26 protein-coding genes are annotated in these 22,093 nt (G+C 62.3%); 23 read left to right on the forward strand and 3 right to left on the reverse strand.

Annotated features, from left to right (window positions below; genetic code table 11):
* Window positions 1-8 precede the first annotated feature (8 nt).
* The 20 genes from AC3FKH_RS21425 to AC3FKH_RS21520 all read left to right on the forward strand — a co-directional run bounded on the left by AC3FKH_RS21425 (window position 9) and on the right by AC3FKH_RS21520 (window position 16,248).
* Window positions 9-1,673: a PRTRC system ParB family protein gene (locus AC3FKH_RS21425; protein WP_488677842.1), complete on the forward strand. Its 1,665-nt coding sequence runs from the start codon at window positions 9-11 to the stop codon at window positions 1,671-1,673.
* Between the two features lie 58 nt (window positions 1,674-1,731).
* The gene (locus AC3FKH_RS21430; protein WP_488677844.1) at window positions 1,732-2,187 is read left to right on the forward strand and encodes a PRTRC system protein E; all 456 of its coding nucleotides are present in this window, start codon (window positions 1,732-1,734) and stop codon (window positions 2,185-2,187) included.
* Between the two features lie 11 nt (window positions 2,188-2,198).
* Window positions 2,199-2,423, forward strand: coding sequence for a PRTRC system protein C (locus AC3FKH_RS21435; protein WP_223999906.1), 225 nt, complete (start codon window positions 2,199-2,201; stop codon window positions 2,421-2,423).
* A 93-nt stretch (window positions 2,424-2,516) separates the two neighbouring features.
* Window positions 2,517-3,656: a PRTRC system protein F gene (locus AC3FKH_RS21440; protein ID WP_488677845.1), complete on the forward strand. Its 1,140-nt coding sequence runs from the start codon at window positions 2,517-2,519 to the stop codon at window positions 3,654-3,656.
* A gap of 8 nt (window positions 3,657-3,664) precedes the next feature.
* Window positions 3,665-4,384, forward strand: a complete 720-nt coding sequence (locus AC3FKH_RS21445) for a PRTRC system protein B (RefSeq protein WP_488677846.1) — start codon at window positions 3,665-3,667, stop codon at window positions 4,382-4,384.
* A 2-nt stretch (window positions 4,385-4,386) separates the two neighbouring features.
* Window positions 4,387-5,031 carry a PRTRC system protein A gene (locus AC3FKH_RS21450; protein ID WP_488677937.1) on the forward strand — a complete coding sequence of 215 codons (645 nt, stop codon included), beginning with the start codon at window positions 4,387-4,389 and terminating at the stop codon, window positions 5,029-5,031.
* Complete coding sequence (locus tag AC3FKH_RS21455) at window positions 5,028-5,822, forward strand: PRTRC system ThiF family protein (RefSeq protein WP_488677847.1); 795 nt, start codon at window positions 5,028-5,030, stop codon at window positions 5,820-5,822. The genes AC3FKH_RS21450 and AC3FKH_RS21455 overlap by 4 nt, the downstream gene beginning before the upstream one ends.
* 110 nt (window positions 5,823-5,932) lie before the next feature.
* Window positions 5,933-6,430 (forward strand): restriction endonuclease PLD domain-containing protein, encoded by a 498-nt coding sequence (locus tag AC3FKH_RS21460; protein WP_488677849.1) that lies wholly within the window; start codon window positions 5,933-5,935, stop codon window positions 6,428-6,430.
* A gap of 147 nt (window positions 6,431-6,577) precedes the next feature.
* Window positions 6,578-7,216: a hypothetical protein gene (locus AC3FKH_RS21465; RefSeq protein WP_488677850.1), complete on the forward strand. Its 639-nt coding sequence runs from the start codon at window positions 6,578-6,580 to the stop codon at window positions 7,214-7,216.
* The gene (locus tag AC3FKH_RS21470; protein ID WP_488677851.1) at window positions 7,194-7,721 is read left to right on the forward strand and encodes a hypothetical protein; all 528 of its coding nucleotides are present in this window, start codon (window positions 7,194-7,196) and stop codon (window positions 7,719-7,721) included. Before AC3FKH_RS21465 ends, AC3FKH_RS21470 begins: the two co-directional genes overlap by 23 nt.
* Before the next feature lie 102 nt (window positions 7,722-7,823).
* The gene (locus AC3FKH_RS21475; RefSeq protein WP_488677852.1) at window positions 7,824-8,162 is read left to right on the forward strand and encodes a DUF3085 domain-containing protein; all 339 of its coding nucleotides are present in this window, start codon (window positions 7,824-7,826) and stop codon (window positions 8,160-8,162) included.
* Between the two features lie 156 nt (window positions 8,163-8,318).
* Window positions 8,319-8,786 carry an outer membrane lipoprotein gene (locus tag AC3FKH_RS21480; RefSeq protein WP_488677853.1) on the forward strand — a complete coding sequence of 156 codons (468 nt, stop codon included), beginning with the start codon at window positions 8,319-8,321 and terminating at the stop codon, window positions 8,784-8,786.
* A 189-nt stretch (window positions 8,787-8,975) separates the two neighbouring features.
* The gene (locus tag AC3FKH_RS21485; RefSeq protein ID WP_488677854.1) at window positions 8,976-9,356 is read left to right on the forward strand and encodes a hypothetical protein; all 381 of its coding nucleotides are present in this window, start codon (window positions 8,976-8,978) and stop codon (window positions 9,354-9,356) included.
* A gap of 197 nt (window positions 9,357-9,553) precedes the next feature.
* Window positions 9,554-9,934 carry a hypothetical protein gene (locus AC3FKH_RS21490; protein ID WP_488677855.1) on the forward strand — a complete coding sequence of 127 codons (381 nt, stop codon included), beginning with the start codon at window positions 9,554-9,556 and terminating at the stop codon, window positions 9,932-9,934.
* Between the two features lie 10 nt (window positions 9,935-9,944).
* Window positions 9,945-10,418: a hypothetical protein gene (locus AC3FKH_RS21495; RefSeq protein ID WP_488677856.1), complete on the forward strand. Its 474-nt coding sequence runs from the start codon at window positions 9,945-9,947 to the stop codon at window positions 10,416-10,418.
* A 226-nt stretch (window positions 10,419-10,644) separates the two neighbouring features.
* Window positions 10,645-11,034 carry a hypothetical protein gene (locus AC3FKH_RS21500; RefSeq protein ID WP_488677857.1) on the forward strand — a complete coding sequence of 130 codons (390 nt, stop codon included), beginning with the start codon at window positions 10,645-10,647 and terminating at the stop codon, window positions 11,032-11,034.
* Window positions 11,035-11,112: 78 nt separating this feature from the next.
* Window positions 11,113-12,678 carry a hypothetical protein gene (locus AC3FKH_RS21505; protein ID WP_488677858.1) on the forward strand — a complete coding sequence of 522 codons (1,566 nt, stop codon included), beginning with the start codon at window positions 11,113-11,115 and terminating at the stop codon, window positions 12,676-12,678.
* Window positions 12,679-12,960: 282 nt separating this feature from the next.
* Window positions 12,961-13,986 carry an ATP-binding protein gene (locus AC3FKH_RS21510; protein WP_488677859.1) on the forward strand — a complete coding sequence of 342 codons (1,026 nt, stop codon included), beginning with the start codon at window positions 12,961-12,963 and terminating at the stop codon, window positions 13,984-13,986.
* A 101-nt stretch (window positions 13,987-14,087) separates the two neighbouring features.
* A complete protein-coding gene (locus AC3FKH_RS21515; protein WP_488677860.1) occupies window positions 14,088-15,011 on the forward strand; it encodes a hypothetical protein in 924 nt (307 codons plus the stop codon).
* A gap of 7 nt (window positions 15,012-15,018) precedes the next feature.
* The gene (locus AC3FKH_RS21520) at window positions 15,019-16,248 is read left to right on the forward strand and encodes a vWA domain-containing protein (RefSeq protein ID WP_488677861.1); all 1,230 of its coding nucleotides are present in this window, start codon (window positions 15,019-15,021) and stop codon (window positions 16,246-16,248) included.
* Between the two features lie 297 nt (window positions 16,249-16,545).
* On the opposite strand, the gene AC3FKH_RS21525 is transcribed toward AC3FKH_RS21520, so the two are convergent.
* From AC3FKH_RS21525 to AC3FKH_RS21535, 3 genes are read right to left on the reverse strand one after another with little or no spacing between them, the layout of a single operon-like run.
* On the reverse strand, window positions 16,546-16,956 hold the full coding sequence (locus tag AC3FKH_RS21525; RefSeq protein ID WP_488677862.1) for a bactofilin family protein: 411 nt from the start codon (window positions 16,954-16,956) through the stop codon (window positions 16,546-16,548).
* Between the two features lie 11 nt (window positions 16,957-16,967).
* Entirely contained in the window at window positions 16,968-17,591 is a 624-nt protein-coding gene (locus AC3FKH_RS21530) for a hypothetical protein (protein ID WP_488677863.1), read from the reverse strand.
* A 35-nt stretch (window positions 17,592-17,626) separates the two neighbouring features.
* Window positions 17,627-18,223 carry a hypothetical protein gene (locus AC3FKH_RS21535; RefSeq protein ID WP_488677864.1) on the reverse strand — a complete coding sequence of 199 codons (597 nt, stop codon included), beginning with the start codon at window positions 18,221-18,223 and terminating at the stop codon, window positions 17,627-17,629.
* Window positions 18,224-18,943: 720 nt separating this feature from the next.
* Here AC3FKH_RS21535 and AC3FKH_RS21540 point away from each other — a divergent pair.
* The 3 genes from AC3FKH_RS21540 (at window position 18,944) to AC3FKH_RS21550 (ending at window position 22,025) form a co-directional block, all read left to right on the forward strand.
* Window positions 18,944-19,183, forward strand: coding sequence for a DUF7696 family protein (locus tag AC3FKH_RS21540; RefSeq protein ID WP_488677938.1), 240 nt, complete (start codon window positions 18,944-18,946; stop codon window positions 19,181-19,183).
* A complete protein-coding gene (locus tag AC3FKH_RS21545; RefSeq protein WP_488677865.1) occupies window positions 19,132-20,448 on the forward strand; it encodes a recombination directionality factor in 1,317 nt (438 codons plus the stop codon). Before AC3FKH_RS21540 ends, AC3FKH_RS21545 begins: the two co-directional genes overlap by 52 nt.
* Before the next feature lie 137 nt (window positions 20,449-20,585).
* Complete coding sequence (locus tag AC3FKH_RS21550; protein ID WP_488677867.1) at window positions 20,586-22,025, forward strand: metallophosphoesterase family protein; 1,440 nt, start codon at window positions 20,586-20,588, stop codon at window positions 22,023-22,025.
* The last annotated feature ends 68 nt before the right edge of the window (window positions 22,026-22,093 follow it).

Raw genomic sequence — 22,093 nt, forward strand, 5'->3', positions numbered from 1 at the left:
GAACCCAAATGCAATCCCAAGTTACCGTCAAGCTCGGCAAGATCCGTCCTGGCCGCAATCCCCGTAAGTACTTCGATGCCGCCGAAATGGCGGAAATGGAAGCCTCGATCGCCGCCGTGGGGATCATCCAGCCTGTCGTCATTCGACCCATCGAAGGTGATGAGTTTGAACTCGTCGACGGCGAGCGGCGCTACCGCGGCGCGCAACCTCTCGGGCCTGACTACGACATGCCCGTTGTCATCAAGCATTTGACAGACGAGGAAGCCGACGAAATCGCACTGATCGCCAATATCCAGCGCGCTGACATGGCCCCTTCCGAGGAGGCTCTGGCGGCTGCCCGGATCGTTGGTCGTTACAAGGGCGATCGCGATGAAGCTGCCCGCGTACTCGGCTGGTCCCGCTCGACGCTGGACAAGCGCCTGGCGCTCATGAACTGCAGCGAAGCCGTGCTCGACGCGCTCAACACGCGCGCGCTCCAGCTTGGTCACGCTGAGCTCCTGGCCACCTTGGCAAAGGACAAGCAGGACAAGCTCCTGCCGGTCATCATCGCCGAGAAGAAGTCGGTTGCCGAACTGAAGAAGACCATCGAGGCCGCTGCGTGCAGTCTCGCCTCGGCTATCTTCGACAAGGCCGACTGCGCTGCCTGCCCGCACAATTCGTCGTTGCAGACGGAAATGTTCGGCGAGGCCATTGCCACCGGCAATTGCACCAACCGCACGTGCTACAGCCAGAAGACCGACAAGCAACTGGAAACGGTTGCCTACGGCCTGAGGGATGAGTACCCGGTGATCCGGATTGTGCGCGCGGGGGACAACCACACGCGCGTGCAACTGGTGGTGGACGGCCCGACGGGCGTTGGCGAGGAACAGGCGAAAGCCTGTCACGCCTGCGAGAATTTCGGGGCAGCCGTTAGCGCCTTGCCGGACAGCACCGGCAAGGTCTATCGCGGCCAGTGCTTCGATACTGCGTGCAACACCAAAAAGGTGGCGGCACGTTTAAAGGCGGAGCGCGATTCCAAGGCGGCCAAACAGGCGCCCGCGAAAGCTGCGGCGAGCACACAGGCTGCGTCGAAGGGCACCACCAAGGCTACGGCCGAGGAGAAGCCCATCACGCGGATCAGCGAATCCGAGAAGGTGAAAGCCTACCGGACCGCGCTGTGGCGCAAGGCCTTGCGCCGCGAGGCGGCGGCCAGCGCTGACACCGCCAACACCTATCTGCTGGCGATGGCACTGACGGGACTGTCCCGGCACATTGCAGGCGAGACGATGGGAAAGATCTTCGAAAAGCTGGTGGACGAGAAATCATCGGCCACGGATCTCAAGAAGAACTTGTCAGCAGTCCACGATCTGGACGCCGGCAAGCGCCAGAACCTGACCATTGCGCTCACTGTCGCTGCAATCGAAGGGATCGACGTCAGTGACCTGACAGCGTTGTGCCAGTACCACAAGCTTGATCTGCGCCAGCACTGGAATCTTCAGAAGTCGAAGGACTTCCTGGAGATGCTCACGAAGTCCGAGATGAAGGTGCTTGCCGACGAACTCGGCTTGCGCGCTGCGCTTGGTGACAACTTCGGCAAGGTGTTCAACAAATCCAAACCGGAACTGATCGAGGCACTTCTCAACGTGGAGGGCTTCGACTACAGCGGCAAGGTGCCCAAGGTCCTTTGCTTCTGATTCATCTTCCCTGAGGCGCCGTGTGCGCCTCTCTTTCTCTTTTCTCAAGGAATCTCCCATGTTTTCGGAACTTGTTCCGCTCGTTCGTGCGAGCGAAAAGGTCGTGCTCACCCTCACCATGCAGGGCGACACAATGTCTGTTGTCGTAGTGCCCGTTATCAAGAACCCGACCGACGGTGCGCTCACCACGCCTCTGGCGCTTTCCGCATTGCCGGCGGAGCTCGATGCTGGCTTTGCTGATGCTGTCTCCTCGGTCGCCGACGCTCGCCAGTCTCTGGCCGAGCAGGCCGAGGCGACTAAGTCGATTCTGGATGCGGCGAAGTCCACGCTGTCGGTCAAGGCGACGAAGGCGCTGGTCAAGGCCTCGCCCACGTCCGCTTCGTCATCGGCAGATGCTGACGATGAAGATAGCGAGGGCGGTGAAGGTGGTGCGAGCACGGGCACTGAGGCGAAAGCCGAGCCCGTGGAGTCCGCCGAACCGGCCGGCACCAACCTGGCCGATCTGCTCGGTTAAGGGGAATCGCAATGGCTATCGAAGTCAAGAAGCTCAAGCGCGAGTTCTCCTACAACGGCATGACGCTGATGGACCCGGGCCCGACGTTTTCCCCGGAGCAGGTGCGCGATGTGTATTCCGCTCAGTACCCGGAGCTGACCACCGCCGCGGTGGATGGCCCCGAGCACAAGGGCGATGTCGCGCACTACACGTTCGTTCGCGCCGCCGGCGCGAAGGGCGCCTATGCGCAAGTCTGATCTGATGAAGGCACTGTCCACCGGACAGTTCAGCCTTTCAAACAGGGAGCCGCCCGAAAGGGCGGTTTTTTTTCATTCTGAGGAGACTCAACAATGCTGTTCGATCCTCGGTCGTTTGTTTTTGAAGACGTTGGAGGACAACCCGCATGGTCGTCATCGCGACAGCATTCCGCTGCCCAACGTCGACCTGCCCATGATTTTCTGACGCTGCCGGTCATCGCAGCAGTGGTCCCCGGCAAGGCGGTTCTCGCCTACCGAGAGGAAGTGGACTTCACGGACCTGGTTCGTGCGCAGTTCGCGACTGGCGTGCTGCGCGCCCGGGATGTCGCGAATCCGACCAGCGCTGGCGATGCCTTCGCGCAAGCGATGTTCGCGTGGATCGGTGCCCGTATGCCGAAATGCCAGCGGTTGCAGTTCAGCCTGTCGCTCGTCGATCAATCGGCAGTAGCTGATCAAGTGAGCCAGTTCGGGTGGGACGAAGAGCTGAATAGTCCGTTGTACCTGGGCATTGACTTGCCCGGCGACGAGGTCTATGTCATCGGCATGGAACGTGCGCAGGCATTGCGTGCAGCGCACCCGTCATTGCTCTTCACGGCAATGGGCATCATCAATGCCGCGGCCGGCAAGTCGCTGTACCTCCGCACGCCGGATGAGTTGCTGGACCTGTTCGCTCGTTGGCATTGGGAGTTTGATTCCACCCTCACCAATGACGACGATGCCCGGAGCTTTTTGAAGGAGCGCTTCGGAGAAGACGATTCCGATATTGAGCGCTACCTGCCGTCCGTCGTGCGCCCTGAACTGGCACCCGACGATACGTTGCCGAGGTTCTGCCATACCAACTCTGCATCGGCCCACTTGCGCACGCTAAGCCGCCGCGTTCTGCGCACACTGTCGCGTTCGCAAAGCGGTTGGGTGGGCGAGCTGTGCGGCGCGCTTGCCGACCTGCAACTGCTGGTTGCTCGACAGGGCGATCGGTCGGCGCTTGAAGGGTCGCAGTGGGCTGAGCCAGCCTACTCGGCCGCCATCATCGCGTTCAGTGATTGCGACTACGTCACCGAGCTCCTGGACGACCACTATGACTGCCTGAACAACTCGGGTGATGCGACTCTTTTCCAATGCTTCATTCCGCTGGCGGGGGAGCCCGATGCCATTCGTCAGCAGTTCCGTGATTTGGACGGGATGCTGCGGATCATCGGTGCCCTTGATCGCGTTCTCACTCTCATTTCTTCATAGGAGGCCTCATGGCCGAAATTCTGACCGCCTCGCGGTCGCACGATGTGGCCCTGCAAGGGGCCATTTTGCTTTATGGACCTCGACCCGAGCAGTTCTCCTACGCAACCGCCCACGTCATCCAACAGGACAGCGGCGGGCGTCCGGTGATGGGTCCTGGCACGCCACTCAATCGGCAAGCGCTGATTCACGCCGTCCGGCAGGTAGCCAAGGAAACTTTGCCAAAAGGGGAGTTCCTGACGCCGAACGTTCTGTCGATCAGTCCTACCGCGGTGACGTGGTGGTGTCCGGCGGGCAAACGGCGCGTCTTCTTTGATTGCAAGGAGTTGGGCAAGCGCAACGCTGTGGTTCCGCATCCGGCGCTGGTCTTCCAGGCATCGCATGCGGGCTTCCGGGTCTTCGCGCTGCACGGCGAAGATCGCCCGGTGCCGACCACGGTCCTGCATGAGCCGCCGTACTTCAACACCTGGGATCAGGGAAAGATCTGCATCGGGAGCGCACACGTGCCCAAGCAGATCGACGTGGCTTCCATCACCGGGTGGGAAGAGAGCTTCTTCAACTCTGCATTCACCCACCCCAACGTGGGCGCCCAGCGCGTGAACTACGAGCGCGGCGCTTACGCCTTCTGGAAGGACATGCTCGAGGGGACGTTCCCCGTCTATCCCAAGAGCGTCCTCATCCCCATGAACCTTACGCTGGCCGATTTCATCGCCGGCAAACTCGACAAATGAACATGCATCCTGCTGATATTGCCCTGCAACAGTCCTTTCCGACCGTCATGGTCCCGCGCTTCGGCGATCTGCAACCGATGCAGACGTTCGGGGAACGGCTCCTGATTGGCCAGAACGGAATTTTCCTTGAAATCGCTCGTCCGTGGATACGCCTGGTACGTCGCCTGGCGTCCTACGTCTTCGAGACACCCATCCCGTACGGTGCTGTCCAGCCGACCACTGAGCTTCACTGCGGTCAGGTGCCGCTCGAGTTGATTGGGCAGTTTGCCCGCATGGCTCGCGACGCCCACCCGAACGAGACGGGCGCGTGGATCGTCTGGAGCAGCCAGACCCGCGCGTTTCGGCTCATTCCGGTGCGAATCCTGGAGCATGGCCCTGGCCACCTTCGCTATGACCGGCCGCGGCTGGAAGAGGCGGAGGTGCTGGTGATGGACTGCCATTCGCATGGGCGCCATCGAGCATGCTTCTCCTCGACCGACAATGCTGACGACCGTTTCGACGTGAAATTCGCATTGGTCGTTGGAGAGTGTGGCCGTCAGTATCCATCACTGGCATTGCGCCTGTGCGCGAAGGGGATCATGGAAGACGTCAAGCCGATCCCGGTCGCGTGGTTTCGTGCAACGGCAGCTTACGGGGAGGTCGCATGAGCCTCGTCCATCAGATTCCCGTTGCGATGACACAGCGGGCGTGGAGTGTCGCGGTTGTCGGCGCCGGCGGTACCGGCAGCGCCTTGCTGCCGAATCTCGCCCGCCTGCATCATGCGATGTTGGAGCTCGGCCATCCCGGTGGCATTGACTGCACGGTGTATGACGACGACACGGTGAGCGAAACCAACGTGGGCCGCCAGGGGTTCTATCCGGTGGACGTAGGCCAGTACAAGGCTACGTTGCTGGTGAACCGGTTGAATAACCTGATGGGCACCCGCTGGGAAGCGCAGACACGCCGGGTTGTCAGCAAGGACCGCTTCACGTGCGACATGGTTATCGGCTGTGTCGACACGCGGGCCGCCCGCAAGGCGATCCTCGGCGCGATGCAACGCGGCACCGGTGGCTACTACCTCGACTGCGGCAACGAATCGGACAGTGGTCAGGTCATTCTTGGTCAGGTCCGAGGCAAGGCCGCCGAGCGCCTGCCTCACGTGGGCGATCTGTTTCCGGAGCTGTTGAACCCGAAAGGGGACAAGGCTGATACGGCGCCGTCCTGCTCAATGGCCGATGCTCTGCGCAAGCAGTCATTGGTCATCAATCAGGCGATCGCCGTGCAAGCTTACAACCTGCTCTGGACGCTCTTTCGCACGGGCACGCTGCAATACTGCGGTGCCTTCGTGAATCTGGCCGCTGGCCGGACGAACCCACTGCCGGTCGATCCGGCAGCCTGGGAGCGCTTCGGCTACAAGTTGCCAACGAAGTCGCCACGTAAGCGCACGAAAGCCGCATGACCCAACATTGCATGCAACCACCCCCGACACTGTCGGGGTTTTTCTTTTTGATCCGTTACATTGGCACCTTTCACAAAAATGGGAGTGGCCTTCGCCGGCCTGGATCTAGAATGGTTGAGCTGATCTTCAACGAGACGAAGCGAAAGAACCACCTTGTACGTGTCCGCGAACTACTTGCGAGGGTTCGCCGGGTAGTGATCGTCTCGGGATGGCTAAAGGAAGAGGGGGTGATTGCGCTGGAACCGGACCTGCAGGCTGCCGTGGCCGCGGGCGCAATCATTACGGTCTACTCAAATCAGGGCGACCGGATGGTGGAGACTGAGCAGCGCGCGGTGCAGAGACTGGCAGCCCTCGATGTCTCGCACGTTCTCGTCCGAGATTTCTACCTTCACGCGAAGCTTTACCTTTTCGAGTATGACGAGCGATACACAGCGCTGATTGGTTCCGCCAACCTAACGAAAGGTGCCTTGAGTTCGAACGAGGAGCTATCCGTTGAGATCTTAGGGAGTATCGGCGACTCTCAACATGTCCAGATCGTGGCATATCTGGCGCGGCTGAAGGCTCGCGTCGCCAAGGGCGGAACAGGAACCTCCGCTGTGGCAGGGTAGTGGGAAGTCGGGGGCTGTGCTAGGATCCCTGCTACTTCTCGCGTCACCGACGCATCGACCTTTCGAGGCCTGAGTTCGTCAGGCGTTTATCACCCGCTGGGGCACTGTCCCCTGCGGCTGTGCTCCATCCTTTCCCGGAGCACAGAAGTGAAACAAATCATCCAGATTGACCCGCGGCAGCTCAAGGCTATTGCCTTACTTGCGCCCAAAGAAGACTGTCGTTACTGGCTCAATGGTGTCTACGTCGAGGCCTTGCCTCGCGAGACTCGCCTGGTTGCCATGGACGGCAAACGCATGGGCGTCTTTCGGGCCGAGAAAGCCAATCAGCTTGGCGACGCCGTCTGCGTCGGCTGTATTCTGCCTCACCGCGCCATTGAGAGCGTGAGGGCAGTGCGGGGCAAGTTCGGCTCGTTGGAACTCCGCCTCGATACCGAGCGGCCCGGCTGGGCCGAGTTGGTGCACGCCGGCACGCCTTGCGAGTTCATCGTCCCGGATGCCGGCTATCCCATCTATCGTCGTGCAATCGGACCCCATCGGGGTAGCGGTGAGCCGGGGCAGTACGACCCGCGCCACCTCTATGACTTTCACCGCGTCTTCCAGGCACTGGAGGGCAAGCTCGTCGCCTCCGACCGCGGCGGCGTCTATCTCCATCACAACGGTACCGACAATACGCGAGTCAGCCTCTACGGGCGCGAAGACTTTGTCGGCACTGTGCGACCACGCACGGCAGAGGGCCCCGCTCTGCTCTTCTGGGCGGATTCGCTTGAGCCTGTTCGCGCGTGCTAACCCTGTGGACGTTCCGACACCAACGGGCAATTGCCTGCAGCGTAACGGTTCGCTCGCTCACAACCCCTTGTTCTCCTTAAAAATCATCATGAACAACAAAGAAAAAACTCCCCAAGTCATCTCGCGCATTGTCGCCAACCTGCTTCTGTGGACCGCGTTTGGCGGTGTGGCTGCGCTCGCGCCGGTCATTACAGGCGGTCCGGCATCGGTGCGTCCCGCTCAAACCATCCTGAAATTTGTCGACCAGACGCTGTTTTGGTATCAGCTTGCGGCGGCCGTCATCGTGACGGGCATGTTCATCGGACTCTGGCTTCTGAGTAAGGACCAGGACGACGCAGGACGTGCGCGCTACTACGCCCGTCTGGGCGTTGAAGAGTGGGGCGGCGTGCTGATTAACTTCGGCTCGCTGTCGCTCATCGCCGGCTTCATCGCGAATCAGTTCTCCCTTTGGCCTGGCGCTGTCGCAGCCTATGCGGTCGGGTTCGTCCTGATTCGTCAGCGCTAACGCATCGCCCGGCGGCGTTTGCCGCCGACCATTTTCCACCCGAAGGGGCATTGCGTGCCCCGTAAGGGCGCAGGCGGTGCCCCTTCCTTTCAGGAGCAATCCATGCCTCAAATCACCCTCGTTCGTTCTCAGGTTGAGCGCCTTGTCGCATTCTGCGACGCTGCGAATTCCAATACGTTCTTCGTCGCCAAGGATCATGGCGCCTACGTTGGCTACAGCACGGGCCCCACACCAGAGCAGCAATGCCTTTTCTACTTTAAGGGGTGCGATCCGAGCAAGGATGCGGCGTTTTATGAGAACGCTCGCCGCGGCTTCGGTGGCGATGATTTCGGCGAGCGGCTGCCCCTCGCTGGGCTCAAGGATACGCTGGCCAATGCGCGGTGCAAGACCGTCCGGATTACCGTATCGCCTAGCTCCATTCGGATCGACGGTTACGTTTGAGAGCAGCACACAAGCTGTACTGGGCCTGCTAAGATACTGTCACTTCTCGCGTCCCAGACGCATCGACCTTGCCAGCATCGCTGGCACAGCTTCTCTCTTCCCCCTACGGGCCTTCCTGCCCGTGGGCATGTTGGCCCATTTGCATGTGAGGCCATCATGTTCAAGCGTTTCTTCCTGTTCGTCGCCATCGTTTGCCTGTTCACTGGCTGTGCTGCGCAATCCTCGCCGAACACCTATCGTGGATCCGACGCCATGCGCACCGGGTCTGTCGAGCAGGTGACCGTGCTGCGCGTGCGCAATGTCGTGATTGCTGGCGATTCGATGCTCTCCGCGAGCTCCGGTGTCCCTGCCATTCTCAGCACGGTGGTTGGTGCTGTGCTTGGCGCCCGCGTGATCGGCAGCGGCGATGGTCGTTACATCGCCGGCGCCCTTTCGGGTACCGCGGCCGGCGTCGTCGGCCAGCTCGCCGCAACACACCTGTCGCAACGCGACGGCGTGGAGGTCATTGTCCGTACGGACAATGGCCGCCAGCTTGTCGTCACGCAAGGCTCGGAGCAGCAGTTCGTCTCTGGCGAACGGCTCTACCTGGTTTCGTCGGGCAGCAACTACCGCCTGACGCGATGACTAGAGGGCCGTGCCGGCTCTCCCATCCCTTGCAAGCCCGAGAGGGCTTGCCCCAGCGTTCGCGCTTGGGCAAGCGCTTTTGATGGCGTCATGTGACGCATCGAAACCTGCGCCTGGTTTGTCCAGGACCATCCTTTGCACCCACGGGGCGCCGCCTCCGTGAGCGGCGTCCCCTTTCTGGAGCCGACTATGCAAACCGTTTCCCCGATCACTACCGAAGGCAAGACCGTTCAGGAAGTTTCCGACCTGCTCGCACTCACCCTACGTGCGATCGAACTCGAGCCGGAGTGGATCATCCCGACAAACTTCCTCGCTGACGCCAATGAGGCCCAGTATGGTCTTCGACCCACCGCGCCCTGGCCAGCTGAGCATGCCCGCCACCGCTTCGCAGTCTCTGTGGAGCGCGGTATGTCGGAAGGCTGGCGTGTCCACGTCGATCACATCGCAACGATCGTAGAGGGGCCCTCCAGTAGCACTACGCTACGCAAACTGGTCTCGGCCAAGATGTTCAATCGAGAACAGGCCTGGCAGACGGCGCGCGCCATCAATTGCGCGCTGGACCTCGACTGATCACTTCGCTGGCTTGCGCGGCGCCCTGGGCGTTTGCGCAGCCAGAGGAGGGCGTTTGCTCAATCGAGCGCCGATTCGGCAAGCACCCTTTGATCGCGTCTTCGACGCATCGAACCCTTGTCTGGCTTGCCCAGACCTTCACCCATTGCGGGACACTGTCCCGTGGGGATGGCTGTCCCGATTTACCAAAGACTGCCATGAAAATCCCAAAATCCTTTTCCCGACCGCACCAGCCCGGCAACGCCGCCGCTTGCGCCACCCTCAAGCGCGATGCCTCGCGCGTCATTCGCCGCCTGGCGAGCGACCTTGGACTGCGCCAGCGGGACTTCACCGTCCGCGAACGCCGCCATCGTCGCCATCAGGCTGACCTCTATGCGCTGCACACCGACACGCTGTATGTGCAGATTGCCCACGCGCCGCAGCAGACGGCCGCCAGCATGAGCTTTCGCACCTGCCGCGGCCGCGACGACCACACAGGCGGTCGCGACAATGCTGTCTGCCTGCAGTCGATTGGCTCCCCGGAAGGCTATGCGTCGCTCGTCGCCACGCTGCGCGTGGTGGCTGGCCGGCGCAGCTGAAGAGGCAGCGATGACCCAGATCGCCAAAGTCCTGTTGAAGTCGACGAGCGGGGATGAGTTCTCATGCTCGGTGCACTACGAGCGAAGTTCCGGGCTTGTCATGCTGCCGGCGCGCGTGGACAGTCTTGTGGACGCTTCCACCGCGCTGGGGGAGCGGCATGTCCTCTTGTTGCTCGAGAATGGCTTCCAATATCCGCTCATTCGCGAGGATGGCGCAAAGTATCGCGTTGACCGTTCCAAGGCAGCAAGGCAAGGATGGCTGCAGGAAGCCCGTATGGCCATGGAGGCGCCCACTAAGGACCAACGCCTGCAGTACGGGCGCTATCTCCATACGCTCTCGGCCGCCGCCGCGGTAGCGGCTGGTGGTTATATCGCCAGCAAGCCGGGTTGGTCCTGGCCGTCCGTTGCCAACAGCGCAAGTCTGATAGCCACTGCCGTAGTACTATTCGGCGTAGGCGCGATCCTTTCAAAAGGAGAAAAGTGATGTTTGGTCCCTATATTTTGCTGGCGGCTTTGGCACTGGCAGGCTACTTCCTGTGGGCCGACCGCAACGGCCGTCGCGTTCACAAGGACTGACCGCCATCGATCCTCTCAGGTTTCCGGGTTCGCCTGGACGTCTGCTCTGCGCATCCCCCGGGATGCGTTTTTTGTATCTACCACCCACGCGGGGCGCGCCCCGATGGGGCGCCCCTGTACTCAGGAGTCCCCCCATGGAAGACCGCATCCTTTGCGCTGGCGTACCCAGCTACCCGGCAGGCCTGCATCTGCGGGTTCATGTCTACCAAAGCAACAATCGCCCGGCGCTGTCCCTCATTTGCGCCGACGACTTCATGTCCTACGTCGATCTCACTTCCAATGTTCCCGGCCAGCAGCTGGCGGACGATGAGGTGTTCGTAGCGGCGTGGAATGTTCCAGATGACGTCCTGGCGGCATTGCTCGAGACAGACCTGTTCGTGCCGGTGCGCACGCTCGCCACGGGCTTCGCGCGTGGCCCGGTCTGGAGGATCCAGTCCGCCGAGCTGCTCGACTGGATTGCTGATGCCCGCGCGGACGCCGCCGCGGATGCTTCGGCAAGCGCCTACCTGCGCCCGCGAGTCTGATCTCGCACAGCCGTTACCTCTCAACCCATACGGGGCAATGCCCCGATGGGCTTGCTCCATTCGCTCACGGAGCAAGTCATGTATGTCATTTCGATCGGCCTGGAACGGGTCGAAAGCCGCACGACGCTCGCCGGCGTGTTGGCCCTTCTGAACCTCGAGCCTGGCCCGAAGCCCGGCATGCGCGCTGAGGATATCGCTGTGCGGCATGTCGAGCGCGGCGCCATTCCTGTGCTGCGACTCCCGTCGGGGCAATTCGCGGTGCGGCCAGCCGGAGAAGCGAAGGCCATTCTGGCTTCTATCCTGGATGAGGTAGACAGCTACATCGTCCGGCCGGACGGTAAGGTGCTGCGTCCGCATGAAATGAGCCGCACCTCCTGGCAAGCGGTGGCTGCGGCTGGACGGTTGGCGGTGTTCACCAACGAGGCAGTCGATCCGGACCAGGTTGGGAATCCCCAGTCTGCGAACCTCGACCTGTTTGCGGTGGCAGAGCCCTTCAACGCGAGCAGCTTCGTGCATGAAGAGTTCTATCGGCGCTTCGGCTACGGGACCACCGGACCGGAGTACTCGCAGGGTGCTGGCACGAACTGCCGCCATGAGGTCCACGTCGCCTATGCCCTGCAGCGCGGCGAACCTGTCCGGGACTGCATCTTGAACGCCTACCTCCGTGACGGCGATGCCGTGGATGCCGGGCGCCACGACCTGCACTGGCTGCCAACGTTGATCGAGGTACCAGCGCTACGGGGTGCACTGTCCGCCAACAAGCTGCAAGCGCTGTGCTCGGTGATGCGCCATGACAAGCTGGCGATCACGGCGCGCAACGCTGCACGCCTGATTGCCCTGGTGAAGCTGCTGCCTGATGACTGCACCCATGTCGACGTCGACAATGCCCTGTATGCCGCGCAAGTGGTCCCACCGCTCTCCGCCCCGTTGGGCAAGGCCCCGACCGGAGACGATGCCCAACCGGTGTCGCCGCTGGCCGCACGTTTGCACGCCTTGATCGGTGCAAAGCGATATGCGAAGCACGTTGAGCGAGTGGCAGCGGAGCGGACCAAGGGCAACCTCAGTGAGCGGCGCTTCCAGTCGGAAATGGCCATGGCCGCCGTAGAACGCGGCCATGCCAGCTTCAGCTGGCCCAACCGCTTCGCGCTCGCCGTGCTGCAGCGGGACATCGCGATGCTGCTGCAGATCCTGGATACGCCGAACGACCGCAACACGTCGTCCAAGCGTGCCCTGCGTGAGGTGTGTGGTGTCGCGCTGACGGGAGTCCCCGCGACAACGCGCCGTCGCCGCATCTTTGAGATGTGCGGCTTTTCCGAGTCGGAGCAGCACCAGTGGGAGCTTCAGGCCCTGGCCGCGAAATCTGAGCGCCTGCAGGAGCAAGACGCCGAATGTGCGCGCAAGCGTGCGGAGGCCTCGCGCTGGAACTTGAATGGCAAGCGGATGAACGGCCGGGAGTACGTGGATCTGTGCATCGATGAAGGCTTCAGCCAGATTCGGCACTTCCCGCGTGGGAGCGCTCGGGTCTACTACATTGAGCAGCCCGCGACACGCACCGCCCGGCGCCTGCGGGCCAAGGATGGCACGCTGGACTATGCCCGTGCCCGCCTGTCCGAGCCGGTCACCGCGCTAGCGATGGCGGCGTGAGCTTCCTTGCAAATTTCCCCCGGCCTTGCGCCGGGGGACCTCTCTCCCTCATAAGCCATACGCAATCTCTCGCCTTTCGGCATTCCGCTCGTGCCGCGTTGCCTGTAGTCTTGTCGATGAAGCGTTGTTCGCACTGATACGGATCAGTCCAAACAGCGTTTTACCCGCGTCTAGCGACGCATCGACCCAAGCCAGCACTGCTGGCGCATTCATTGAACCTTCCCACAGGGACACCTTCCCTGTGGGCAAGGTGGCTTTGTGGGATCCCCTTTAGGAATTCCCATGAAAGTCAATCCGCTCCAGCTGCAAACGCTTCTCGCAGCCTTCATTCCGGCACGCCTGCCTGTCCTCATTACCGGTGCCCCTGGCATCGGCAAGAGCGATATCGTCGCCAGTGCCGCCAAGGCCGCCGGCTACGACCTTCTGATTTCCCACCCGGTGGTGGAGGATCCAACCGACTCCAAGGGCCTGCCGTTTCCGGCAACAGACGGTGCCGGCGCCAAGTTCCTGCCTTTCGGGGACCTGGCCACGGCGCTCAACAGCACGCGCCCCATGGTCTGGTTTATCGACGACCTCGGACAGGCCTCCCCGGCCGTCCAGGCCGCCAAGATGCAGCTGCTGCTCGCACGGCGTATCGGTGAACACGTCCTGCCGGACCACGTCACCTTTGTCGCGGCGACCAACCGTCGCAGCGACAACGCGGCGGTGTCCAACATCCTCGATCCGTTGAAATCCCGCTTCAGCACCATCGTGGAGCTGGAACCGACGCTCGAGGACTGGACGCGCTGGGCCGTCACGAACGGCGTGCCGCCGGTGCTGATCGCGTTCCTGCGCTTCCGGCCCGACTTGCTGCTCTCTTCAAAGCGGAGCAAGGAGGTCGAGAACGAGCCGTCGCCGCGAGGCTGGGGGCACGTGGCGCGTCAATTGCCGCTGGTGCCGCCGGGCATGGAGATCATCGTCACGGCCGGCGCGGTAGGCGAGGGCGCAGCGCTCGAGTTTGAGTCCTTCCGCCAGATCTATCGCGAGCTGCCCAGCGTGGATTCGGTGCTGGCCGCGCCGGAATCCGCCAGGATCCCGGACAACGTGGCAGCGCAGTTCGCCATCTGCTCGGCGCTGGCATCGGTCGCCAACGAGAACAACTTCGATCGCGTGATGGTGTATGCCAATCGCCTGTTCGAAGCCCATCTCGGTGAGTTCGCTGTGATGCTGGCCACGGACGCAGCCCGCCGCGACTCGCGCATCTGCGCCACACCGGCGTGGATCAATGCGCAGGGCGGCAAGCTCGGCGAGCTGCTGCTCGGCAACTGATCCAGGCAACCAACCCCTTTTTCTTCTTCATCCCCTGACGGCGAGCCATGTGGCTCGCCGTTTCCTTTTCTGCCGTATCCATCCGATTTCCAGGACTCATCATGAACATTACCAACATCACCAAGCGCGTCATGCTCGCCACCTTCAACACGTCGGTGTGGCGCGCGCGCAAGTTCGACACCCGGGCCACCGAGGAGGTCGAAGCCAATCATGACGCCAAGGACATTGGCCGCTTCAACAAGAAGCTGCTGACCGAAGGCGCCACGTCCTACAAGGAGGTGTGCGCAATTGCCAACCGCGCGCGGGCCTACTTCGATGCACACTCGCTGGACTATGACCAACTGGGCGTACGGCTGCTGCCCACCGACATCTACATGGAGGTCGCCGACCGCCAGCGCCAGTTCCAGGACGAGTTCAATACCGCAACCGCGGTGTTTCTCGCGGACTATCCGCGCCTGAAGGAAGAGGCGCGGTCGGCGTTGAATGGCCTCTTCGACGAAGCGGACTATCCAACGCCGGCGGAGCTGGCCAAGAAGTTCGGCATGCGCCTGGCGGTCCTGCCGTTTCCGGATGCGAGCCAATTCGACATTGCGCTGCCGGCGAACGTGCTGGAAGGCCTGCGGTCCGACATGGACCAGCGCGTGCTCGGCGCGGTGAAGACGGCGAACGACGACCTGGTCGGGCGCCTCTTTGAAGCCGTGCAGCACTTCGCCAACCGCCTGTATGGGGCCACGAACGTGCGATTGGACGTGGCCGACAAGGTGCGCGAGTTGAGTGCGCTGCTGCCGAAGCTGAATTTCTCCGGGGACCCGGCGCTCACGCGCATCCTGGAGGAGACTCAGCAGCATCTGGCCCGGCATAGCGGTCTGGACCTGCGTAACTCGACCGACCTGCGCAAGCAGGTGGCTGAGAAGGCGATGGAAATCGAGGCACAGATGGCCGCCTTCATGGGCGGTCCGCCGCCGTCGGTCATGTCGGAGGCGCCGGCGCAGACCTCGCAGCTCTTTGAAATGCTGACTGCGTGAGGCCAGCATGCGCGATCGAATCTCGAAGCAGCGTTCCCAGCTCATCCTGTCGCAACCGTTCTTCGGAGCGTTGCTGATGCGGTTGCAGTTGGTCGAGGATCCGTCGTGCAAGACGTTCTGGGTGGATGGCGTTTCGCTGGGGTACAACCCAGCGTACGTCGCCACCCTGAGCGATCTTGAGCTGCGCGGCTGTCTGGCGCACGAGGTCTTGCATCCGGCCAACGGGCATTGCTGGCGCCGTGGCGTCCGCGATCCCGCCCGTTGGAATGAGGCATGTGACTATGCGATCAATCCATTGGTGCTCAATGCCGGCTTGCAGTTGCCGGCCGGCACGCTCATCGATGGGCGCTTCCTTGGCAAGTCCGCGGAGGAGATCTATGCCATGCTGCGCCAGGAAGCATCGAACCAGCCACAGCAACAGCAACAGCCGCAGCCACAGCCACAGCAGGACGGCAACGGCCAGGGTGAGAGCGGGTCGCCGCCTAAGCCCGATGCCCAAGACGGCAATGCAGATGGCAAGGCCGGTGACGATCCGTCGCAGGGCACGCCAGAGTTTTCGCCCGGCGAAGTTCGCCAGCAACCGCAAGCAGACCAGCAGACGCTGGCCAACGAGTGGAAGGTGGCGACCATGCAGGCGGCGAAGGCCGCGCAGATGCGTGGCAAGCTGCCCGGCGAGTTGAGTGCGATGGTGGAGTCAGCCACACGGGCTTCTGTGGACTGGCGTGCGGTGCTGCACCGCTTTGCCTTTGAGCAGACCCGCTCGGACTACAGCTGGGCGATGCCGAACCGGCGGTACACCCACATGGGGCTGTACCTGCCGGCTTTGCATGATCAGTCAGTCGGAGATGCGGTCTTCGTGCGCGACACCAGCGGTTCGGTGTTCGACGAGACGCAACGGCAGTTCGGGGCGGAAATCGAAGCGGTCTTCGCTTCGCTGCAGCCGCGCCGATTGTTCGTGGTGGACTGTGACACCCGCATCGCGCAGGTGCAATGCTTTGAACGGGGCGAGGCCATCGAGCTGGGCCCCATCCGGGGAGGTGGCGGCACGAGTTTCGTGGCGCCATTTGACTGGCTGGACGAACAGGGAATTGCTCCGGCGTTCCTGGTCTACCTGACGGACATGCACGGGAAGTTTCCGTCTGCGCCGCCGGCGTATCCCACTCTGTGGGCCTCGACCACGCCGCTCCATCGGATTGCTCCGCCGCCGTTTGGTGAGGCGCTGGAGGTGATCGTTTGAACCAACCCCGGGCTTGTCCCGGGGCTTTTTGTTGGGGGAGGGCGCTGCACCATAGGACGACTTAACGCAGAAATCTGCCAAAAAAACTATCTGAGGTACGGTCGAAGGACGAAGGAACGCAGGTGGGTCTCTGCGGCTGGCATGCCAGTCGCCTACCCTTGATGAGGGGGTTGCTTCCGTCAAAACACGACAGATTTATGTCGCCATTCTCCGAATCTCTGTCCAACGTGTTGGACTGGCCAGACCGCGCGCCACCTGACTCTCGGGAAGCCCGACATATTCGGAGAATTTGCCAGATCAAGCGGTCTGATCAGCGACCTCGGGTTGTTGCGTTGGGGCCGGACCGGTGTTGGTCTCCGTCGTCAGAGGCACTGCCGTCGGGAAAGCGGTGCGAGTGACGCGCCCCTCGAGGACCGCATTCGGTCCCAGGCGGATCGAGCCGGCGTAGATGATGTCGCCCTTTACCCGGCCGTTGATCTCGAGCGAAGCGCGGGCAGCGACACCACCTTCAACGGTGCCCTCGATCAAGACGTGCTCGCCTTCCGCGCGGCCCCGAATAACGGCCCCAGCTGCCACATGCAGCAGGCCTTGCGTTACCGTCATGTTGCCCTCAATCAGGCCGCCGCAGGAGATGCCGTGGTCTGCGACCACGTCTCCGTGCGTGCAGATGCCATAGTTGAGCAGGCTGATAGCAATAGGTTTTTCCATATGATCTCCCCTCAGAACATCTTCACTTCAGTCATGTGAGGTGCCGCCGCCTTCTGCGGACTAGTCGGGCTTCCCGTTGCTGGCGTCGACGTGGGGTGACGTTGCGGTGCTGCGGCGGGAGCGATACCGCGAGCCGATGATTCAGCACCAGTGACCGTGGCTCGCCGATTGGCGACAGATTGCGGAGGTGGTGGGTCTTCAGGTCTTGCCAGAGGCTTCGCCGATGCCGGCGCGAGGGCGTCTGCGGGCAGTGCGACATCGGGCGCACTGGAGGCTGTGTGCGCCTGGGTCTGGACTTGACTCGGAGCGGGCACCGGAGCGACCGTTGCGGCAGCAGGCTGACTGGTGTCAGCGACATCCGTAGCCGGGCGGGCGTCCGCAGCACCTGTCCATTGATGCTGCATCTTGGCGACAAAGATGCCACCAACCGCGGCAGCGCCGATGATGCCAAATACCAGCGCCAGCACTCTCGTTCGCTGCCCGAGCGCCGTCCATTGCTGACGTGCTGCCGTTCGGACCTGTGATGGCGAAGGGAGTGCCAACGGTTCGCTGATACCGTTGCGAACCGGCAAGTCAATCGTGATCGGCTGGCGGGCAAACTGCGCGTGCAGTTGCTGGATTTCGCGCAAATCCATGTTGTCGTCCTTCAGAGGTGGGATGGGTAGCGCGGCTAACGATTGAGTGCAGAGAGGCGGGTGCCTTCCCCTGCGAACTGATCGTTGTCAGGCAAACAAATGGAGTGAATCAGTGAAATGCGCCGCGATGCGTGTTCGATGGCGGCGTTGCGGTCTTGCGGCGAGATGCCGCCCGCGGTCATGGCACACAGCGACAGGGTAAAAATCCGGTCGTGCTGGTTGAGTAGACGTACCAGGCGGCCCGACAGTGGATGCTTGAGTTCGACGGCTTGCTTGTCCGTAAGCAGAGGAATATCCAGGCTAGGTCGACTTTCCAGCCAGCCAATCGCCTTAGCGAACCCTTCTTCTGCGTCGCGGAACGCTGTGTCCAGCGCCCTGAGCTTGCCGCCGCGGGACAAAGTGAACTTGGAAGCGCAGAAATTATAGTCTCGCGCCACGAAGTCACGGACGAATGTTGAACAATAGATGACGACGGCGTGGGAATCGGTCTCGGGCTGGATTCGGGCAAGGCGATGGTCGCTGCCGAGCCGCAAGATAGGGCGTAAGCCAGCCGCCTTGCGGCGGGTCGATTCGTCGTCTTCGCGTTCGTCCTCTGCTCCGGGGACGCTCCCATCTGTGTCGGGGTTGGCCATATCCTTTTCGGCGGGTTCTCTCTCGCTCGGAATTGTCCGCCAAGACAAGCACATGGTTCCCAGCAAAAGCTATACGATTTTCGTGAGCTTTCCGGGATTCACACGCCGCGCAATCGATGCATAATGATCTCACTTCTCGCGTCTCCGACGCATCGACCTGACTCCCTCGCGAGTCCATAGCATTTTCAAGTCGTGCCTTAGCGCATGCGCCGACCGGTTGGCTACCGGTGTGGACATTCTCTTGTGATGAGCATTTTCGCCATTTGCTCCCCATCTATCATCCGTAAAACGCGTCCTTCATCAGTGCTGCTTCTCGCATGCGCTGTGGACACCGTTCGAGCTCGGGACCCTGTGGGTCTCTCTCTCTTGGCCCCTCCTGGGCAGAACGGCCGTCGTCGGCTGATCCGTGATCCCTGCGGAAGAACTTCGGTTCTCAATGGGTTGTAGTGCAGCGTGACCATGCTGCACGAGGACGACTTTACGTCCTCACATAGAGCCTGCGCGTTGGCGCATGGCTCCCTGTTTGCCACGCCCCCGGAAGGGGCGTGGCAACGGGTTTTCCTGCGAACAAGCTCGCTTCCGCATCGCCGGAGCGGGCTTTTTTTGTTTGTAGGAACCCTCGAACAGGAGCTGATCATGCTGTCTGCCATCGACCAGAATTCCGAGATTCGCGCCGCGATTGCGGCCACGCTTGCCCGTAGGCGGCCCGACTATGTCGATATGCCGCACGCGTGGCGAAGTTTGTGCGAAGCGGCCCACGTGGCCGGTCTAGCGGAACCCGCGCGAGCGGCGTTCCTTTCCCAAGTAACGACCCAGCGCGGGGCCGACACAGCCCTGCGCCTTCGGGAGCATGCTGCGTCTATCCGCGTCGCCGTCGTTCAATTCCTTGAACGAAGGAGTAGCGCATCATGCAACGAGCCATTGGCTACAACGACTTCAGCAGTCCCCGCAGTCTCATAGAGGAACGGCCGGCCAGGCCCCCGATCATTGGCAAGATCCGCCCGGGCATCAAGGTGCTCACCAAGGCGGCGAAGGCCAACCCGGAGGCCGTCAAGATCCACGACGCGATGCTGGCGCTTGGCGAGTCGTTCGAATCCATCGGCAACGAAATCGAGCGCAAAACCAAGCTTCGCAATGCGCTGGTACCCAAGAACACCGGGTGGTTCACCTGCCGCGGTTCGGACTTCACCAACCCGGCCACCGCCGAGGAGATTCTCCAGAAGTACGGGGAAGATCGCGGCGACGGGCTCAAGCTGTGGCGTTTCCCGGTGATTTTCGCCTTCGACGACTGGCTTGCCAACATGCCCAACCAGCTGAAGGTGTGGGGCTCACGGGGCCTGCAGTATTTTTCGGACTATGGGCCGGACGGCAAGCGATACTGCAAGATGTACGCAGCGCCGGAAGTCGATCAGCGCGCGCAACGCGCAAAGCGTCTGTTCGGCGGGCGGACCATCATCCTGCGCCAGGACAATGCCATTCCCGACGGCATATGTGATCCGCATCAGTGTCCGCAGTACCAGGATCGCAAATGCAATCTCAGCGCGAGCTTCTTCTTTGCGATTCCGGACGTCCGCGGCCTTGGGCTGATCGAATTGCCCACTAACTCCATCTACGTCCTGCAAAAGGCGTATGCCGCCATGCAGACGGTGGCAATGGCACGCGGTGGACGCCTGGCCGGCATGCGGTTCTGGCTCTCGAAGAAGGCCGTCGAGATCACCCGCATCGGTGAGGATGGCCTGCCGATTCGGCAGGAACAGATGCTCACCATGCTAGATGCGGAGATCGACCTGGGCGCGCTGCTGGATGGTGCTGACCAGCTCGCCATCGAGGGGGCAAACCATGCGGTTGCGTTGCTCGAAGGCGGTTTGGCAGCGACGGACGATGTGCCGTTGGCGTCGGCCGGAGAGTTCGCGGACGCCGTTGCAGTCGCCGCGGTATCGGAACGCACGGCAGGAGAACCGGGCACGCCGCCCATGGCTGGCGCATCCGACCCCGAGGATCGCGAGAGCATGCTGGCCGACCTTGCCGCCCGCCTCGGCATGGCAGCGGGGCAGGAGAAGATGGACCTGCTGACCTTTGCCCGTATCGAGTATGGGCAAGGCTGGACCAAGCGGCCTAAGGACATCGACAGCCTGATCGGCGAGATGCAGACGGCGCTGGCCAACCCCATGGCCTTCCGCGAGCAAGTCCGCGCCCGCGTGCGCGAGGCGACTTTGCCGGTTTGACGGCATCGAGGGTGAACGGCGCAATAGCGTCGTTCACTCTTTGGAATTCCCCTTTCCCCTTCACCTGTGGCCACACCGGCCGCACCTTTCCATGCCTGCGCCATGCCGGCGCAACTTTCCCTTTGGAGAATCACATCATGCTCGACGCAAATGAGAGCCTGCTGTTGGCTCATTTTTCTGACCTGCACTACTCGCCCGGCCATCTCGCCGAGGCAGATCGCTGCTTTGGCTTCGCGGTCCAACATGCGATCGCCGCCGGCAGTCGCGTTGGCGTCGTCTCCGGCGACTCGACCGACCATCGCCTGGACGCACACACTCCAGCACTGCGTGTGCTGGCCGAACGTATCCAGCAGCTCTCTGAGCACATGGCCGTCGTCATGCTCCAGGGAACCTATTCACACGAGCCGCCCGGCACGCTGGATCTGTTTCGTCTCGTTGGCGGCCGCTACCCGGTCTACATTGCCGACCGGATTCACCAGGTGGCGCTGCGCGATGGGGCGTTCGTTCCGTCCACCGGCGCGCTGTTCACGCCAGCGGAAATCGAAGGGCTCCTCGCAAGCGGGGTGCCGGAGGTGGTCTTCACCTGCGTCCCTACGGTCAACAAGGCCATGCTCGCTGCCGCAGTCGGGACAACCGAGGCCGCCACCGCGGTGGGGGACCATCTGGCCACCTACCTGCATGCGGCCGGCACGGTGAACCGGGCCTTGCGGTCCCGGGGCATTCGCACAGTGGGTATCTCGCACGGCACCGTGAACGGCTGCCAGACTGAGCACGGCGTGCCGATGGCCGGATTCGATCACGAGTTCACCATTGGGGCGCTGTTCGATGCGGAATGCGACGGCTTCATGCTCGGCCATATTCATCGCGCCCAGCAATGGGACCGCGAGGGCCGGCTGGTGGCGTATCCGGGCTCGATCGGGCGCTTTCACTATGGCGAGATCGGGGACAAGACCTACCTGCAATGGCACGTCACGCCGGGACGCGCAACAACCACCCCAGTGGTGACGCCGGCCCGCGAGACCCTGTGCATCGACTTCGATGGCCCGCCCGACATGTCGGAGCTGGCCCGCGTGGCGGCGCAGGCTTCCGACAAGTTCGTGCGCATCCGTTGGGTCGTGGACGAGGAGCACCGTCAGGTGGTCGATCGCGACGCCATTGGCGTGCTGTTTGCGGGCGCTGCCGAAGTGAAGCTGGAAGGCCGCGTCTTGCCCGCCGTGCGTAGTCGCGCGGAAGGTATCAGTCGTGCCGCCAGCCTGTCGGAGAAGATCACCCGGTGGGGCGAGTTGACGCAAGTCGACACCGTCCCGCTGCTGGATCGACTGTCGATGCTGGAGCATGCAGATCCGCAGGCCATCGCGGACCTGGTGCTGCAGCAGATGGACGGCGCCGGTGACTCGATCGTGGTTGACGTAGCGGCCGCGCCTGACGTTCTGTTGGCTCCAACGGATGACACTGTTGCGCCTGCAGAGCTGCCAGTGCCTGTCGCGCGTGCCGAGCGCTTCCTGGAGGAGATCAGCACATCGCCACAAGCGATGGACTGGCTTTCCGATGACCTGTTCGCGGAAGTGACCGCTTAACCCTTGAACCTGGCCGCAAGCCATGTTCCGACAGCCCAATGGTGTTTTCCCCGCGTCCTCCGGACGCA

This window comes from Cupriavidus sp. 21MJTG02-4 (genome assembly GCF_057798975.1).